General features: G+C 61.1%; 5 protein-coding genes. All 5 read right to left on the reverse strand.

The genetic code is table 11. From position 1 onward, the window contains the following. Positions 1–135: 135 nt before the first annotated feature. The 5 genes from L6R21_11900 to L6R21_11920 all read right to left on the reverse strand — a co-directional run bounded on the left by L6R21_11900 (position 136) and on the right by L6R21_11920 (position 18,771). Positions 136–14,616: a hypothetical protein gene (locus tag L6R21_11900; protein ID MCK6559888.1), complete on the reverse strand. Its 14,481-nt coding sequence runs from the start codon at positions 14,614–14,616 to the stop codon at positions 136–138. Positions 14,617–14,634: 18 nt separating this feature from the next. Next, positions 14,635–15,129, reverse strand: a complete 495-nt coding sequence (locus L6R21_11905; GenBank protein ID MCK6559889.1) for a hypothetical protein — start codon at positions 15,127–15,129, stop codon at positions 14,635–14,637. 366 nt (positions 15,130–15,495) lie between these two features. Then, a complete protein-coding gene (locus tag L6R21_11910; protein MCK6559890.1) occupies positions 15,496–16,626 on the reverse strand; it encodes a tetratricopeptide repeat protein in 1,131 nt (376 codons plus the stop codon). A gap of 161 nt (positions 16,627–16,787) precedes the next feature. Beyond that, on the reverse strand, positions 16,788–17,105 hold the full coding sequence (locus L6R21_11915; GenBank protein ID MCK6559891.1) for a zinc ribbon domain-containing protein: 318 nt from the start codon (positions 17,103–17,105) through the stop codon (positions 16,788–16,790). Between the two features lie 136 nt (positions 17,106–17,241). Beyond that, entirely contained in the window at positions 17,242–18,771 is a 1,530-nt protein-coding gene (locus L6R21_11920) for a T9SS type A sorting domain-containing protein (protein MCK6559892.1), read from the reverse strand. Positions 18,772–18,936: the final 165 nt, after the last annotated feature.

Raw genomic sequence — 18,936 nt, forward strand, 5'->3', positions numbered from 1 at the left:
CGTCCCGGGGGCTGTCCCGGTTTTGGTTCTATCGAGACTTTCTAATGTCAGCGTCACCGAACGTACGCTCGTGCACTTTCGAACTGGCGTTGCGCGCAGACTTCGCCGGCGGACCGGCGCGCACGCTGCCGGCCACTACTTCACCACGGCCACTTTGGTGGTGGTCACACCAAACTTGGTTTTCAAGATGCCAACATAGACGCCGTTGAGCACCAGATTGCCCTTGCCGTTCAAGCCGTTCCACTCGATGTGGCTGCTGGCAAAGGAGCCGCCGCGGCTGCCCGCCCGGCCTTGCGGATCGGTCGCCTTGTAAGATTTTGCATATACCAACTCTCCGATCAAGGTGAAGATACGAAACTCGACCTCGGAGTCTTGCGGCAGGAAGTAATTGAAGCGGGTGATCACACTGCCATCTTCACGCGGCGCGAACGGGTTGGGATAGTTGTAAAACGAAGTTTCGAATTTGTCGTCAAACGGCACCAACATGGCCGAGGCGAGCACAAAGTCACTGCCGCTCAGGCCGTCGCTGGTCACCACCTGCACGCGCGGCTGCGGCTCCACTTCGTCAATGGCTTCGACATTTTCACTGTTGACGAACGCCAGCTTGAAATTCTTCACTGACACGTTATCCGCAATATCGACAAGCACATCGATCAAATCCGGCGAGCCGCTGGGCAGCGTGTCCTGCCGGGTGAAGGAGATGATCAACGGATTGGTGCTGGTGATGGCAGACAACTGGCCGTACTGAATCGCCGGATCGGCATGCGAAACCACGCGCAGCCGCTTGATGGCGGTATTGGGCGCAATCGCATTGGCGTTTCGATCGAGCAAATGAAATGCCAGTGACTTCAACAGGATGTTGCTGGAAGTCGCGCGGCCGTCATTGAGCAATCGCAGCGTCATCGCCGGCACGTTTTCCTGGCCGCGTGCCACCGGCCCGTCCTCGGGCCCGCCCTCGCTCCGGCTCAAAGAAGCGACCGTCAAGCGCTTGCGTTCCGTTTGAATCGAGACGTTGGCGCGCTGCACGCGCACATCCGCTTCGCGATTGGTGTTCTCATCGAAGGGCAGCGGCTCCTTCAACTCCAGCAGGATGCTCTCCTGCGTGGTCGAGGGTGTGGTGCGCGCCTTGACGCGCCAGCTCACGGTTTGCGCCGTGGTGATTTGTTCCAGCGGATCCGAAGCGGCGTAACCCTCCGGCAACTGGAGGGCAAAGCGAAAAGCCGTGTTGACCTGCGCCGCACCGAGATTGGCCACGCGCGCGGTAACCGTGAAGATCTGGTTCAGCCCAACCACGCCATCCAGCGCGGCAGAAGGCGGATCAGTAATCTCGCCTTCCAACGCGAGAGTGGCGCGGGGAACGATGTCGATTTTCAACGGCGACGAAACCGCCAGCAGCTCTTCTCCGCTGTTGCGATCCTTGCCGCTCACGCGCACGTGCACGAGCTGCCCGGTCGTCGCGAGCAATGGCGCTTTCAGGCGCCAGGTGGTGCTCACTTTGGTGGAATCCAATGAGCTGATGAAAACTTCGCGGTTGTCGATCACTTCGAAATTCGCCGGGAACAATTCGGCCTTGACGCCGACCAGCTTGCGGCCGGATATGGTGGCTTGTACCTTGAATTCCTGCTCGGTGCTGACGATGCCGTCGGTGGCGCCGCCCGGCTCCGAAATCACAAAGGTGATGGGATTGATCGCCGCCCCCAGGTCGGTCAACACTGGGATGCGCTTGAAGCCTTCATTCGCCGATTCCGCCCACGCGGCCTCCAGGCCGATGTTCTCGTCAAACGGCCGTTTGGTGATGCGCAGCGTGAGAAAGTCCGAGACCGTGGGCGTGGCCGGCGCTTGCGCCAACCATTCCACCACGCCGTCCACGGGAATATTGCGCTCCAGCTCATCGAGCGCGACCACGCCCGTTTGCCCCAGTTGCAGCGCAACGCGCGCGGAATCCACCACGCCGGCGCGGCCGAGGTTGCTCAAGCGTGCGCGAATCTTGAAGGTCTGTCCGACGGACAGCTCGTTCTTCAGCTCGACATTGTCCTTGTTGTACAAGCTCACGCTGAAATCCAAGCGGGCTTTGCTCACCGTGGTGACGGCGATCGTGTCACGATCGCTCACGGTGGTGCCCAGGCCGGTGCGGCCGGTGGCAATCACCACGAACTGGCGCGCCGTTTCGGCCGGTTCGCCGGGCGCGACAATCTCCCAGCGCACGGTGTCCGGCAAGTCTGCTTCCGCCGGCACCACCAACAACAGCGGCGCGGGCGATTCGCTGCTCAGGTTATAGCCGGCGCCGCTCGGCAGCGCGAGCTGAATACGGCGGTCGCTCAGGTCACGGCTGCCCTGGAAAGTCGCCACCAGCATGAACTCCTGGCCGGTCGAGACCGTGCCGTCGCGGGCGCCCGCGGGGTCGCTGACATAGGTTTTGAGCACGCTCAGATCGGATTTGACGACTTCCACCTGCACCGAGTCGGCGTCGTTTTCGATTTCGGCCGAGAGCCGGCTGTTCAAATCCATGGGCACCGTGGTCATGCGCACCACCAACGGCGTGAGGTTGATCGGCACGTCGGGCGCGCGAATGCTCCATGTCACGCTGTCGCCCACGGTGAAAGACTGCTCGCTCTCGCCCGGCACCGGTCCGGTGATTTCGAAGCCGTTCGGCAGGAACAACGCCAGGCGGCCGCTGGCATCCACTGCCGCAGCATTGGCGCGATTACTCACCCGCGCCGACAACCGAAAGATCTCGCGCGTGGTCAGATCCTGTTTCTCGACATTGGCCGTGAGTTCCAGGCGCGCCGGCAACTGAATCCGCACCAACGCAGTGGTGTCGGTGCCGTTGAAAATCAGGGCCGGGCCGCCGCTGCTGGCGGCGGTGGCGGAGAGAATGCGCGCCACGAAGCGCTCATTGGTGATCCCCGGTGTCGGCGCCGTGGCGGCATTGACGGCAAAGCTCAGCGTGCCGCGCTGGCGTTGCGGCAATTGCGCCAGCGTTTGCTGGGGCGTCGAAATGAACGAGCCGCCGTCGGTCACCAGCTCGACCAAAACGTCTTCGACATCTTCGAAGCCGCTGTTCTCGATCTCGACGGTCACGCTGAAGTCTTGATTGGTATTGACCAGACCCACACTGGTGCCGGCAAAGAAGTTGTTGACCACCGGCGTGGTGGCGCGCACAAAAACCGCAGCCGTGGTGACGATTTCGAACTGGCTGTTGCGGCTGTCACGCAGCCGTTGGTTGTTGTTGACGTCCAAGCCGTTGGCCGCCACCTGCAAAGTGGCGGTGCCGCCCAAACCGCCGGTCTTGGTCACAGTATAGATCAACGTATCGACTTCACCGGGCCGCAGCAACAAATCGCCGCTCTTCACCAGCGCCGCGGGCGGCGAGATGACGTAGTCTTCCTGCACGACATCATTGACCTTGATCACGACGTCGGATTTTTGCGGCGGATCGAGCTTCACCACTGCGCCGCCGGTATCCTGCAAAACGGCCCGAACATACCAGGAGACGCCGGACTCAGCATTCACCTGCGTAATCGAAGGAATCACATTGCTGAGGTAGAGGCCGGCCGGCCGCTGCACAATCACCATCTCGGAATTGTCCACCGGCGGATTCGTGTTGGCGGTGGTGAGCGTGTTGCCCGCAGTCGCCGCCGAGATCACTGCCGTAATCACTTCATTGGGATTCTCCGTGGCGCTCGCGCTCACCGTGAAGTTGACCGTGCGCGCCTGCAGGCCGGGCACACCGCCCAGCACCGGCCGCTCATCGGGATTGATTACCGAGCCGCCGCTGCTGGCCAACCGCACTTTCACATCCTGCGTGCTCTCTTGCCCGGAGTTGTAGATTTCCACCTGCACGCCAAAACTCTGATTGGTGTTGACGCGCGGCAGATTGGGCGCGGAATTGGGCGTGAGAACAGCGGAAAGAATTTGCAGCAGGGCCGGCGTCTGCACCGTCACTGAAGTGTCGCCGCCGCTGGCGGTGTCGTCCGAGCGAAACTCGCCACTGTTCAACTCGGTGGCGCGCAGCTTTCCGCTGATGTTGCTGGGCCCGGTTTGTGAACCGGTTTTGGTGATTTTGAATTGCAAGACTGCCGAGGCGCCGCCGGCGATCCGGTTGCCGCCGCCTTGCAGCGTAGTGGGATACTCCACCACATAATTGCCGCCATCCACGCCGAAATCGATGCGTGTTTGCGCCGGCGCGAAATCAACCTGCACGTCGCTTTCTCCGCGATTGGTCACGTTCATGTCGACCGTCCAGGCGCGCGTCTGCTCGCGCGTCACCGTGGCCTGCGAAGCGACCAGGGAGGTGATATCCAACAGCGCCGGTGTCTGCACCACAAAACTGCCGCTGCTGCCGTCGCTCACCGCGTCGATCGTGCGGCCGTTGGATTGATCGATCACTCGCACCGAGCCGATCACCGTGGTCGGGCCGCGCTTGACGCCGGTGCGCCGGATTTCAAAGCGCAGTGAATCCGTGGCTTTGGGCGCCAGGATCACCCCGCCCGAGGCGCGGAAGGTGGTGGGCTTCACCAAGTCATATTCGCCGGTCACCTGGCCGCCGTTGAGCATCTGCAAATCCACGCTCTGCAGCCGCACGTCGAAATCACCGTTGTTGGTGACCGTCATCATCACATACCAGTCCTTGTCCATGTTCTGCGTCACGGTCGCCTGGCTGCTGCGCAGGCTCACCACCTGCACCTGACCCGCGCCGGTCACGGTCAGCTCGTTGGCATTGGTGCTAAGATTGGTCGTGAAGCCGTTGCCGTTGTGGGAGCCGCGCAACTCGATCGTAGGCGTGTAGGTGGTCTTGGGCATGTTCGCCGGCACAGCCTGCTGCTGGAAGGTCAGGATCGTCGTGTCGCTGGCGGCCAAACGCGTCGTCATGTTGGCATCCAGGTTGGCGGTGTAGCTCACCCCGCCGCTGCTGAAGCGCAAGCGCGTCAGGCTGGTAAGCAGATCGACTTCCGCGGTGCCGCTATTGATCACGCCAACTTTGAAGGCGTAAACACCACCATTGTTGACGATCTTCGGCGTCAGACTGCCGCCGAGATAGGTGACCACGGGAATGGTCTGCACTTCGACCAGCGTGCGGCCAATGGTCGTGTCCGCCACCGTGACATTGCTGTTGGTCTCTATGGCCGCGACCTTGGGCCACAGCCGCACAAAGCCGGGGTTGTTCCCGGTGATGGTGACATTGAATTTCAAACTGTCCGTGCGGCCGCCCAGCAGCACCGGCGAAGAAGTGCCGAGCCAGTACGCGGGTTGCAGCACCGCCGTGTAACCGGTTTGAAATTGATTGCCCAACCGGAAGCGCAGATTGGTCGAAGTATCGGCGCGCACCGATACCTGGCTGTCGCCCTGGTTGCGCACCTCCACCACCACGCTCCAGGCCGTGGTTTGCCCGGCCGTCACCTTCACCTGTGAAGGCCGCACGCTCAAAATCTCCAGCAGGGCCGCGCTTTGCACCGTCACCGCACCGCTACCGATGTTCGAGGGCAGTTCGCGGGTGCTGTTGAGCTCGATTCCCTTCAGGCGCAGCGTGAGCGGCTGTGAGCCGGTGAGCAGGCCGGTTTGGGTAACCGTGACGCGCAAAGTCTTGGTGGCGAGGCCGGCAATGATGGAATCGCCATCGGCAAACGTGCGCGACTTGTCAAAAACATAGCCTTGATTGTTGCCCACCGCGACGGTGATCGAATCCGGTTTCAGCTTGACTGCGCTGCCGCCGGTGTTGGTCACCGTGGCCGTGATCGTCCAGGCAAAGCTGCGGCCGGCCGTGACATTCGGCTGCGAAGGCTGCACCGCCACGACATTCAACACGCCGCGCGTTTGCACATTCACTTCGCTGCCGCCGCCGTCATTGGTATCATCACTGACCACCAGGCCGGTGCCGGAATCCGTGCCGCGCGCCACGCCCGAGATGCCCGCGATGCCGGGCGTGCTGCCGGTTTGCGTAACCCGGAATATCACCGTCCGCGTCGAATTGCCCGGCAGCACCGTGCCGCCGCCCTCCAGCGTAGGCGGCGCGATGGTGTATTGCGCAGTCACGTTCTGGCTGCCGATGGTGAAGGTCAGGCGCGTCGCCGCCAGGTCGAGGTTGACGCTCGAGGGCGCGAGATTCTGCAACAACATCCGCACATTCCACTCGCGCGTCATGCCGACGGTGACTTCACCCTGCGAGGGCGTGAGCGAGACGATGCGAAAGGCATTGCCTTCTATCACCACCCAACTGTCGGTGGTGGTGGCGTTGAGATCGCTGGTGAGCGCGACCGAATTCGAATCTTTGCCGTAGGCCGCGGCATCGAGCGTGATCGCGCCGGTGGCCGCGCCCAGGCCGACATTCACAATGAAACTGAAATCTTTGGCGTCGTTGCCGGCGATGACGGTCGGATTGCCGGCGTTGGCTGCCACGATATAATCACCCGTTTTGTTGAGCGGGCCCTGCGCGAATTTCAGGCGCACGCTGTCGATCACCGCGGCCGCGGAATTGCTGATGCCCAGATTGTTGGCGATGCGCACCGTCACGGCGATCCCGGTCTGGCCGCGCGCCACTGTGTCGCGCGCCGTGGTGACCGACTGCACCGTCAAGTTCGCCGGCCGCAACACCGTCCACGTGTCCTTGTTGTTGGCGTTGTTGGAACTGACCGGAGTGCCGTTGATGGTGCCGGAAACGTTGCCGTTGAGGGTAATCAATTCCAGCGCCGCGCCTGGTTTCACCGTCACGTCGAATGACAGCGAGCGCGTGGAGTTCCCCGGAATACTGGTGGGGTTGCCGACGCCGGGCGTGACGATATAGTCCGAGGTGCGATCCACCGTGCCCTGAAAAGTCAGACCAGCAGCCAGATTTTGAATCGTCGCCGTGCCGAGGTTTTGCACCGACATGCTGACGTTGATGCCGGTCTGGCCCTGCGAAACAAACGTCGGGTTGGTGGAAATGCTGGCAATGCTCAGACTGCCGAGCGTGATGGTGGTGCTGCCGTTGGCGCTCAAACCGCTGGTGACGTTAATGGTGGCCGACCCGCCAATCGTGCCGGCGCGGAAGGTGAACTGCAGCCGGCTCTGCGCATTGGTCTCGATCTGATGACCGGTGGTCTCACCGTCCGTGTCCGGATTCACGATCTCGCCAAACGCTTGTGGTGTAATCGAGACCGTAAAAGTCTGGCCGGGACCGACCAGATTGCCTTCGGCATCACGAATGATCGAGCTGGTAATCACCGCAGTGCTGGCGCCATCCGCCGGCAGACTGGTCGGCACGGGCGTGAGCGTGACCGCACCTTTGGGCGCGCCCGGCAGAACCGTGATGACTCCGGTTTCTGCTGAAATGCCCGGGCCATATGTTCCCACGATCTTGCCCGCGACTGAGCCGTCCGCGGCGCCGGAAGAAGGTGCAAAGGTAAAGGAAGAAGCAGTGCCGCTGGCGGGCGGCGCGAGTGTGCCGGTGCTCGACCAGGTCACTTGCACTTCACCGAGATAGTTGTTGCCGACGTCATAGCCCGCCGAATAGATGGTGATTTCCTGATCCGTGCTCATGGTGCGGCTGGGATAGGGCGCGCCGCCGTTGTTGGGCGCAGTGCGCAAGATGACCTTGGACACCTGCCCGCGAATGACGTTGATCGTGCCGCTGTTGCCGTTGATCACCGCCGGATTCGGATGCAGCGTGCGAATTGAGCCGGTGCCTTCGGTCACCGCCGTGAAGGTGGTGGAGGTTCCGTTGCTCGTGCTCAGATTGCCGATGCCGCCGTCCAGGCTCCAATTCACCACTTCATCTGAAATATAGTTGTTGTCGACATCATAGCCGCCGGCGTGCACCGGCAGCGTCTGCCCGGGGTTCAACGTGACGTTGCCCTGCGGCGCCGTCTCGCCCACCTGGCCGCTCAACACCACCACGCGATGCAAGGCACCGACATTCACTGTAATCGTGCCGGTGTTGTCGAAGCCGGCACTCGCGTGGGTTGCGCGAATGGTGCCGCTGGCCGGGGCTTTCGTCGGCCGGAACACGACGGACGCGCCGGTGGCATTGACCGCCGGCGCCAACGTGCCGGCGCTCGACCAGGTCACGGACTCATCTCTGATATAATTGTTGTCTGCGTCGAATCCGGCGGCATGCAGCGCCAGTTCCTGATCGGCTGTGATCGTCTTGGGGCCCAGTTCCGTGCCCGGCCCGGCAGGACCTTCCACGACTTTCACATAGCTCAAAGCGCCCGGGGTCACGGTGATCGTACCGGTCAAATCGCTGCCGGCGCTCGCGTGCGTGGCGCGAATCTGGCCGGCGCCCACTTTCATGGCATTCAACGTCGTGGAAATGCCGATCGTCGGGGTCAGCACGCCGATCGCGTTGGTCACGCTCCAGCTTACCGAAACATCTTCGCGATAGTTGTCATCCGCATCGAAGCCGCCGGCATGCACCGTTCGGCTCTCGTCGGTGGTGAGCGAGTCGTTTTCCAGCTCCGCGGTTTGGCCGCTGCCACCGAGGAGTACCTTAATGTGATGCAGCGCGCCGAAGGACACGGTGAGGTCGCCGGTGGCGTCATCGGTGGCAAACGCATGATCCGCCGACACTCTGCCGGTGCCCGGCCTTCTCAGAACCAGCGTCGTCGCGGTGCCGCTGGTGGCGGTCAACGTGCCGATGTTGTTGGTCACCGACCAAGTGACATTCTGATCGCCGAGATAATTGCCGTTGGCATCATAGCCGGCCGCGTGCAATTCCAGCACGTCGTCGGTGGTCAAACTGAGATTCCCCAGCTCCAGACCGGTGCCGCTGGGGCCGCGCACGATCTTGATGTAGCTCAGATTGCCGGCAATGACCGTAATCGGGCCGGTAGCATCCGATTCCAGCGTGGGATGCGTGCCGGTGATCACGCCGGTGTTCGGCGTGGTGGCGGTCAAAACCGTGCTGCTGCCCACGTTGGTGCTCAATGTGCCGATGTTCCCGCTCACCGACCAGCTCACGCTCACGTCGCCGATATAGTTGTTGTCGCGATCGAAGCTGCTGGCATGCACCGGCAACGTTTCGCCGGTGGTGAGCGTCGGGCTTTGCACCTCGGAAGTGTTGCCCGACAGGCTGTTCAAAACTTTGATGCGGAAAGGTTGGCCGCGATTCACGGTAATCACGCCGGTGCTGTCATCCGGAACCGAGCCATGATCCGCGACGATGCGGCCGGAGCCAGGCACGCGCGGATCAAAGTCCGTGACCGTCCCCACGCTTGGCGTCACCACGCCGATGCCGTTGCGCACCAGCCAGGTGACGGATTGATCGCCCAGATAATTGCCCTCGGCGTCATAGCCGGCGGCATGCACCTTCAAAGGGTCGTCCGTGGTCAGGGTTCTGGCACCCACTGCCGGGCCGTCGCCGGTCGGGCCTTCGACGATGCGAATGCGCGCGAGATTGCCGGCATTGACTTCGATCGCGCCGGTGGAGTAGTCGATCAGCGTCGCGTGGTCGGCGGTAATCTGGCCCGTGCCACGATTGCGTGCGGTGAAGCGCGTGGAAATGCCACTGAGCGGATTGAGATCGCCGATGCCGCCCGTGACGCTCCAGGTCACCGGCACATCCTGAATGTAGTTGTCATCGACATCGAAGCTTGCCGCGTGCATGTCGAAAGTGGCGCCGGTGGTCAAGTTCAGCGTGGTTACCACGCCGGTATTGCCGGAGGTGTTGGCCAAGATCTTGACGCGATAAGCGGCGCCCGTCGTGATGGTGATCACACCCGAGCTGTCATCGATCACGCTGGCATGATCAGCCACAATGCGGCCGGTGCCGGTTTTCCTGGCGGTAAAGGTGGTGGCATTGGCGTTGACCGGGGAAACCTCACCGATGCCGCTGCCCGTCAAAGTCTGCACCGACCAGGTCACCGTCTGGTCGCCCGCAAAGTTGTTGTAAGCATCATAGCCGGCCGCGCGTACCGTCAGCGATTGATCGGCATTCAGCGACTTGGCGCCCAACTCGGCACCGCTGCTCTCCACCACTCGCACGCGCTGCAACGGCCCGGGATTCACATTGAAGCTGCCGGAGGTGCCGGTTTTGCCGCCGCCGCTGGCGGTGAGGGTGAGGCCGCTTTGCGCCTTGGTAATGACGGCATTCGAAACCGTCACGGTCGTGCCGTTCATCGCCACGCTGGTGGGTGAGAGCGTACCGGTGGCCTCGGTGAGCGTCAGCGTGCCGATGAAACTGACGTCGTTGTTGTTGCCGTCTCTGGCGGTAATCGTGAAACTGAAACCGGCGCCCGCCGCCTGCGTGCCGATGCTGCTGAACACGAAGCGGTCAAGGCCCGCGGCATTGACGTTAAAGGCATTCGAAGTGCCGGAATGGCCGGCGCCGTCATTCACGGTAATTTGGCGGTTGCTGCCGGCTTGCGGAACCGTCACGGCCTCGGTGCGCACACCCGCGCTGAAGGCGCCGCTGGTCACCGGCTGAATCGAGCCGCTGTTGATGCCGATGCTCACCGTGCCGGTGAAACTCGTCACCGTGTTGTCATATTGATCCTGCGCCGTCAAGATCAGCGGAAAGCTCTGCCCCGCCACCTGGTCGGTAATGGGCGCGAGGTAAAACTTGGTCAGAGCGGCGTGGCTCACGTTGAACGCATTCGAGTTGCTGGATTTGCCCACGCCGGTAACCGTCAAGCGATTGTTGTTCGCACTCTTGGTGATCGTGAAATTTTGCGTCAGCGTGCCGGCAGTGAAGGGATTGCTGGTGGCGGGAGAGAGCGAACCGGTTACGTCGCTCACGGTCACCGTGCCGGTGAAGCTCGTCACCGGGTTGTTGCTGGCGTCCTTGGCGGTGATGGTCACGCTGAACGGCACTCCCGCGGTTTGATTGCCAATGGTGCTGAGGTCGAAATGATCCACCGTGCTGGCAATCACGTTGAAGTTGTTCGAGTTCCCGGCTTTGCCGCCGCCGCTCACGTTGATGCGATTGGCCGTGCGTGTTTGCGTGATGGTCACGCTCTCATTGCGCACCCCGCCAATGAACGCACCGCTGCTGGCTGGCCAAATCGTGCCCGTCAAATCGGAAATCGTGACCGTGCCGCTGTAGCCGGTCACCAGATTACTGTAGGCATCGCGGGCGCGCAGCGTAATGGTGAAGGGCACGCCGGCGGCTTGGTCCGGAATGGTGTCGAGCGCAAAATGATCGAGCGCTGCCGCGACCACATTGAACAAGTTGGAGGTTCCAGCCTTTTCCGGCACGCTGCCTCGCGCGGTCAGTTGATTGTCGGTGCGGGCCTGCGTGATCGTCAGGCTTTGCGCGGCGAGCACGCCGTTGCTGAAATTGCCGGTGGTGACATTGAGCGTAGTCAAGTCGGTGATGCTTACGGATTGATTGAAGCCCGTCACCGTGTTGTTGAATTGATCCTGCGCTACCAACCGGACGGTGAAAGGCGCACCCGCGGTCTGCGTGCCGAGCGGATTGCCGCTGGTGTTGGTCAGGCTGAAATGATCCAGCAAATCGGGATTGACCGTGAAGGAGGCAGACTGGCCGATTTTGCCGCTGCCGCTCGCGGTGATGACCACGCCCGATTGCGCTTTGGTGATGCGGGCATCGGCAATCGTGCGCGAAGTTTGCCCGCTGAACACCAGGCTGGAGGCGGTCAAGGTGCCGGTGTTGTCGGTCAACGTCACCGTGCCGGTGTGGGCCACGTCATTGTTGTTCGCATCCCTGGCGCGCACCGTCACGCTGAAGTTCTGGCCGGCGGTCTGCGCCGGAATGGCGTCGATCACAAAGCGGTCGAGCACACCGGCATTGACCGTGAAGGCATTCGACAGCTCGCTGAACCCACCGTTCGTAACCGTGATCTGGCGGTTGGTGCCGGAGTTCGAAATGCTCACGCTGCCGTTCCACACGCCGCTGATGAAGTTGCCGCTCACATTCGGCGAAATCGTGCCGCCGCCGCTGACGGTCAGATTCACCGTGGCGGTGAAGCCGGTGACGGTGTTGTCATTGGCATCCACCGCCCGCACGATCAACGGAAACGGCACGCCCGCGGTCTGCGGCGAGGCAACACTGGCGATGCGAAAATCCGCGTGCGGCCCGGCGTTCACTGCAAAATTGTTGGATATGCCGTTGCGCGCCGGCGTGCCGCCGTTCACCGAAATGGCATCAGTGCCGGAGGTTTTGCTGATCGTCACCGTGAGCGAAGCCAGCTCACCGTTGGTGAAATTGCCGCTGGTCGCCGGCACGATACTGGTGGTGGTGTTGGACAGCGTCACGCCGCTGTTGAAGGAAGTGACCACGTTGTTGTACACATCGCGCGCCACCAGCTTGATCGGGAAACTCGTGCCGGCCGTCTGGCTGCCGAGATTGCCGCCGGTGGTGTTGGTCACGTCAAAATGATCGAGCGCCGCAGGCGCAACACTGAAACTGTTCGATTGCGCCGGCTTGGCGCTGCCGCTGGCGTTGATCACCACGTTGCTCTGCGCTTTGGTGATCATTGCCGCGTTGATCGTCACCGACGCTTGATTCGAAAAAGTCGCGCTCGCCGGCGTCAACGTGCCGGTGTTGTCCGTCAAGGTCACATTCCCCGAAAACAACACATCATTATTGTTCGCGTCTTTTGCGCGAATCGTCAGGTTGAAATTCTGCCCGGCGGTTTGATTGGAAACAGGATCGATGACAAAACGATCGATACCACTCGCCGTTACGTCGAAGGGGTTGGAATTCTCATTGAAACCGCTGCCTGAAACCGTAATGATCCGGCCGGAGCCGACATTCGAAACACTCACGCTGCCGCTCCACGCGCCCGCCACGAAATTGCCGCTGGTGGCGGGAGAAATCGCGCCGCCGCCGCTCACCGTCAGGTTTACCGTGCCCGTGAAACCGGTCACGGTGTTCTCATTCGCATCCACCGCTCTCACGATCAACGGAAACGGCACCCCCGCGGTTTGCGGACTGCCCACCGGCGCAATGCGAAAATCGGCCAAGGCCCCGGCATTCACGGCAAAATTGTTCGAGACTCCGCTCACGCCGGAGGCACTGTGCTCGGCCGTAATCGCATCCGCGCTGGCGCTCTTGGTGATCGTCACGCTCTGCGCGGCGAGTATGCCATTGGCGAAATTGCCGCTGGTGGTGGGGACAATGCTCGCGGTCGTGTTCGCCAGCGTCACCGTGCTGCCCGGGCCGTTGTGCGAAGTCACGATATTGTTGTAGAAATCGTGGGCTACAATCCGAATCGCAAAAGCCGACCCGGCGGTCTGGCTGCCGATGCTGCCGCCGCTGGTGTTGGTCACTTCGAAATGATGAAGCTCGGCGGGGTTGACCGTGAAGCTGTTGGATTGCCCGGTCTTGCCGCCGCCGCTCGCGGTGATCACCACATTGGCCTGCGCCTTGGTAATCACAGCGTTGACGTTTTGCGAAGTTTGCCCGGAGAACACGGCGCTGGTGGGATTCAACGTGCCGGTGTTGTCGGTCAACGTCACCGTGCCGCTGTGCGGAATGGCATTGCCGTTGGCATCTCGTGCGGTCACGGAGAACAAGAACGCATTGCCGGCGGTCTGCGAAGCTGGAATCTGCGAGAATTCAAAACGATCGAGCACGCCGGCATTCACGTCGAACATATTCGACTGGCCGGTTTTGCCGCCGCCGCTAACGGTGAGGCGATTGTTCGTGGCGGTTTGCGTGATGCGCAGGGTTTCGGTGCGCACCCCGAGGCTGAAGGGACCGCTATTGGACGTTGGCGTCACGGTGCCGGTAAGATCGGAAATCGTGACCGGCCCGGTGAACGTGGCAATGGTATTGTTGAGGGAATCTTGGGCGGTGAACGTGACGGCAAAGCCCACTCCCGCGGTTTGCGGCGTGGCGATCGGGGAAACGGCAAAATGGTGCAGCGGCCCCGGATTCACGTTGAACACATTCGAGCTGCCCGTGTGATTCAGGCTGTCTCTCACCGTGATGATGCGGCCAAGCCCGGCTTTGGTGATGACGACTTTCTGCAGGCGCTGGCCCAGCAGGAACGTGTCGCTCAGCGCCGGCACAATCGTATCGGCATTGAGCGCGATCGCAACTTTGCGCTTGAAGGTCTTGACCAGATTCTCATGAACATCGCGCGCCGAAATATTGATGAAAAAGGAATCGCCCGCGGTTTGCGTGGCGACACTGTCGATCTTGAAATGATGCAGCGGCGCCGCGCCGATGCGAAAATATGCCGACCGTGCGCTGTCAATGCGCGCGCCGGCCGCGTTCAGCGTTTCCACAAAAATCCGGAAGCTGTCGGCAAGCGTCGAGTTGTACACGATCGCAATGCTGAACACCGCGGTGTCGCCGGCGGCGAGTGCCGTGCCGGTGCTGTCGCGCGTGAGCGTGATCACGTGATTGGTGTCGGCGATCGCCGCATAGCCGCCGTCCAAACCGTTGTCGTTGAAGGCTGCCGTCGCGGTGGAATCCACGAAACTCGGCGGGAAGGACAGACGGATTTTGCCGTCGGCCGGTATGCCGGTGCCGCCTACGCCGCCAGTGAGGCTGGTGATGAAACTGATTTTGTAGATGGCGCCCTTGCCGGCGGTGGTGTCAGAAGGGGTGACCGTGACTTTGGTCAGACTTCCTTGTCCGAAGGCGGGTGCGATGGCGAGGAGCAGGGCCAGCCCCAGCGCGCGCCAGCTTGGCGCCGCAACCCGCTGCGCGTCAAAATTCATGACTTGCATTGCTGATCTCACGGGGAGTTAGAATTCGATGCGATGATTCTTCCGGGCCACCTGCACGGTCTGGCCGGACGAGCGGATCTCCAGGCCGACTTCATAGCTGTTCGTCAGCCGGCTGGGATTCTTGATCAGGCCGAGCTGCAGCTCCACTTTGCGGCCGGGCGGAATCACCGCGCCCAGGCCGGTGCGCTGCACCCGCACCTGATTGCGTTCGCGCACCAGTTTGAAGCCGCCATTGATGCTGGTCGAGCTGGCAACGCGCAACAAACTCAAATCGAACTCTGCCGGAAAATCGAGAATGATCTCCGCGCGGCGGGTGAGGGAATCGGCCGTGGTGAAACTGATTTCGTACAGCGAGACCTCGCCCGGCTGTGCCGCCAGCGCCCGCACTTTGACGGGCAAATCCGGTCGCGCGGCAGCGGGTGGGTTGGTTTGTGCCTGGCCGGGCGCGGCTGCCAGCAAGCTGGCAGCGAGAATCACCACCGGGCACCATGAGACAAATCTCGAGTGGCTCATGCGTTCCTCTTCTTGTATCAGCGAAGTGACATTGTTTCGGGGTGAGACACGAAAGCAGTTGTTAATATTTGAATTTTCGGTAACCGGCGACTTTTTATGCAAATCCCAAGCCACAAAGGGGCAGCCCCGTGGTCATTATGAAATTGATGGTATGACTGCAATTAGAGAAGGCAGGATCGGTGGGCGGCGCTTCCGGAGAGCGAAGAAATTCCCAAGAAGTATCACAGTTGACACAAACGCAAATCGATCTGCTCCACGGCGTGACATTTCACGCCGCATTCTCCACAGCCGGAGAGGGACTGAGTTGCTCCAGTTTTCCAACAACCCTCGGGCGCACGCCGAAGCCTGGCGGCTCCGGCTTCGGCATTATTTGAACAGCGCGCGCAACAGAATGAGAAACCCCTTGCCGTCGTTTTCGGTCAGCTTCAGGTTTTTCTCCGCGCGCTTGAAATTCGGGTTGATGCGCAGCGCCGTGCGGAATTCATCCAGCGCGCGCAGGAAGAGATTGCGGCATTGAATCAAATAGGCGATGCCGAGATGGTTGTGCAAATCGGCATACTCGGGATAATCCTGGATGGCCTCGCGCAGCTTGTCGGTGTAGCGCTGCACAAAGGCGTCATCGCGACCCTTGCCGCCGTACATGAATTTGAGATAAAACTCATTCTCATAGTGGCTGAAGGCCTCCGCTTGCATCTCCTGCCGCATGGCCTGCAGCTCCGCCGCCGCCCGGCCAAACTCGTTGCGACCGAAGTGTTCCTGGCATTTCAGCAGCCGGCTGTTGTCGCGCCCTGCCGGCGTGGCCTGCAGCACGCGCTCCAATTGCTCGCGCACCTGCTCGATGTGTGCGGGCAGTTCGGGCAGCGCGCTGCGCACCGCCGGCGAGGCCAGCATGGTGAGATTGGCGAGCGCGCGCAGCAAGAGCGCATGAAAAAACCTGGGATTGATCTGCAGGGCGGTATCGAACGCCTGCAGCGCTTCGGCAAACTTTTCCTGCTCCAAATAGGCCACGCCGAGATTGCAATAGCCGTCGGCATACTTGGGGGCGCGCCCCAGACCTTCGCGCAAAACCTTTTCGCTTTTGCCGAATTCGCCGCGGCGCAGATAGGCCATGCCGAGGTAGTTGTAGGCGTTGGGAGAGTCGACGTCCAGGGTGAGGGCGAGCTCGAGTGTGGCGATGGCGTCGTCCAGCAAATTCTTCTGCAAAAAAAGCTGGCCGAGCTTGAGGCAGGAGAGCGGATGTTTCACTTCGCGCACTTTGTCCGCGATGTGAAACAGCAACTCCATTTCCGCCACCATGTCCTGGTGCACGGCATGCAGCTTCTTGGCGAGGTGTTGATCGCCGGCATCGCCGTTCACGGGCACTTCGCGCTGGGCAACGATGCGGCCATGGTCGAAGATGTGGGAGATGATCTTGGCGTTGCTGGCCGAGAAGCTCGTTTGCACATGAAAGCGATGGCCTCCGGCCTGTACATCACTGTTCAATCCGAGGTGTGGCATGAGTCTGTCTGAGAATGAACTGCGCGCCTGCTCCTGAGATGAAGGAAGGATCGTTCTAATCCTACTGGCGCCGGGAGATCATCATTCCGGCGGAGGCACGCGCGCCGGCAGATTTCTCCGGCCAACGTGCGGGCGGCATGCGCTCGACACCAAGCAAAAACTCACTCCGAAGAGGCCGGCGGGGGCTCCGCCTTCTTGCCCGCGGCTTCGCCGCCGCTTTTTTCTTTGCCCGGGGCTTCCGCCGCGCCGGCAGCGGGCTTGGCCTTTTCTGCTTTGCCGTCGCCGTTTTTCGTGCCGGCGTGCTTGTAGTCAGTCAAATAAAAGCCGCTGCCTTTGAAGATCAAGCCGGTGCCGCCGGAAATGCGGCGGTTCACTTTGCCGCCGCAATGCGGGCATTTCTCCACCGGCGGCGCGGTAATGCTTTGAAAAATCTCCGTGGTGCGGCCACAGGAGGAACAGTCATAATCGTAGGTTGGCATAAACGACTCCCAAATGCTGGAAAAATTTCGAGCGCGCGGAATTTATGAAAATTTGGGGCGGCGTCAAAATGAAAAAACAGAGAAATCCACTTCCGCACCCCATTTGCTGCTCTCGCCTTCTTCTCCGCGGTCCGCTTCATTGCAGCAAGACAGCCTTGCGAGTTTGTGTAAATTTCCCTGCGGTTATTTTGTAGAAGTAGAGGCCGGCGGCTGCCGCGCGCGCCGTAAACGTCACCTGATGGGTTCCGGCCGTCCTTTCGCCATCCACCAGCGTCGCCACTTCGCGGCCGTACACATCGAAGACCTGCAGCGTCACGTGATTCTTCACAGCCAAGTGAAAGCCAATCACGGTTGACGGGTCGCCGGCGACGCCGTTCATGGAAAACGGATTTGGATAATTTTGCCACAAATGAAAATCGTGCGGCGAGACAGGTTTCATCTCGCCCCCGGCAACGGCGTTACTGACGACAAAACGATAGACGAGTATCACTGGCGGGTTCGCATAGGTTCCCTGCGCGGTGTCCGCTTTCTGTATGGCTAGAAAAAGTTGGCCCGAGTTCGGATCAAAACTGCCGCCACCGATTTGGTGCTCGGCATTCTCGAACGGCGTCGGCAACGCGCCATGAGCATAGGGCCGCACCGCATGCGGCGCGAGCCGCCCGTTCTTCACGTTGAGCAAATCATTCACGTCCCAAAACCAATAGGACTGCTGATAGTCTTTCGCATCGGGGGCGCAATAGCCGCCGCACTCATTGCCGTTGTTCTGCGTGCATTTGTAGCACACGCCGCTCTGATGGCCGCCGGAATAGCCGAACGTCGCATACGTGCGCGTGCCCGGCACAATCAAGCCAAAAGTCACGCGCGAAAGATGGGTCCACAAATCGTTCTGGCGTGAAGTGTTTTCAAGATCCTCGTGCAGGGGATGAGCGAGACTGAAATCGAGCAGCGTGGTGGTTGGAATCGGATTCGGCACGTTCGCATTCGTAAGATCGCGCGCGTGGCATGCGAACGCCGACGGTCCGACGCTCAGGCGGCTGATGATCGGCATGCCGCTCGATTGCCCGGTGAGATGCGTGCCGCCGAGCAGGCTTTGCCACACCTCCGGAATCGGCGCAAGCCAGCCGGAAGTGTGACCCGCGCCGCCGGCGAAGGCATAAAAGCCCTCAACCCGCGAGTGCGCAAGATCGCTGCTGTTGCGCACGATGAGTGTCGTGTGCGTGTTGCTGCCGTCCGCGTCGTAATACTCGTACGCATTGACGACGAGCTGCCCGTCGAGCAATCCCAAGCCGCCGATGACGTCCAACGCCTGCGGATTGCCGTTGCTTGCGCGATCCAACACCGTGACGAAATCTTGCAGCGGCGCGGCAGCCATCTGGAGATCTGCGAGTCTGGTGCTCTTGACCAACGCGGGCACGGCAAACTCGGCAATGGCTTGTTGCTGACTATGCCCAACGATGAAGATTGAATTGCGCGCTGGATTATAAACCAACGGGCCTTCGGAATAATTCAGAGACGACGCGCCGAAGTCATCCGACGGCAAACGAAACGCGCCTTCGTATTGCATCATCGCAACGGTGAGCCGCGGTAATGCAGCCGGCGGCGTCTGCGCGCACAGGCGCGCGGATAAATACAGAACTGCTGTCAACACAATCAGAAGTCTTCTCATGCCCATCCTCACTTTCTGCTACACTCGAATCGCGTTACGCGTTTGCGAATTCTTTTCGGCGGTGTGTTTGCAGGAATAATCGCCGCCAGGTAAATCACGCGGGGCGAACGTCAAAGCCTGCTGGCTCCCCCAATTCGCTGGGCACCATCGTCGTGACCTCTCTGC

The organism is bacterium (assembly GCA_023150945.1).
GTDB lineage: Bacteria > Zhuqueibacterota > Zhuqueibacteria > Zhuqueibacterales > Zhuqueibacteraceae > Coneutiohabitans.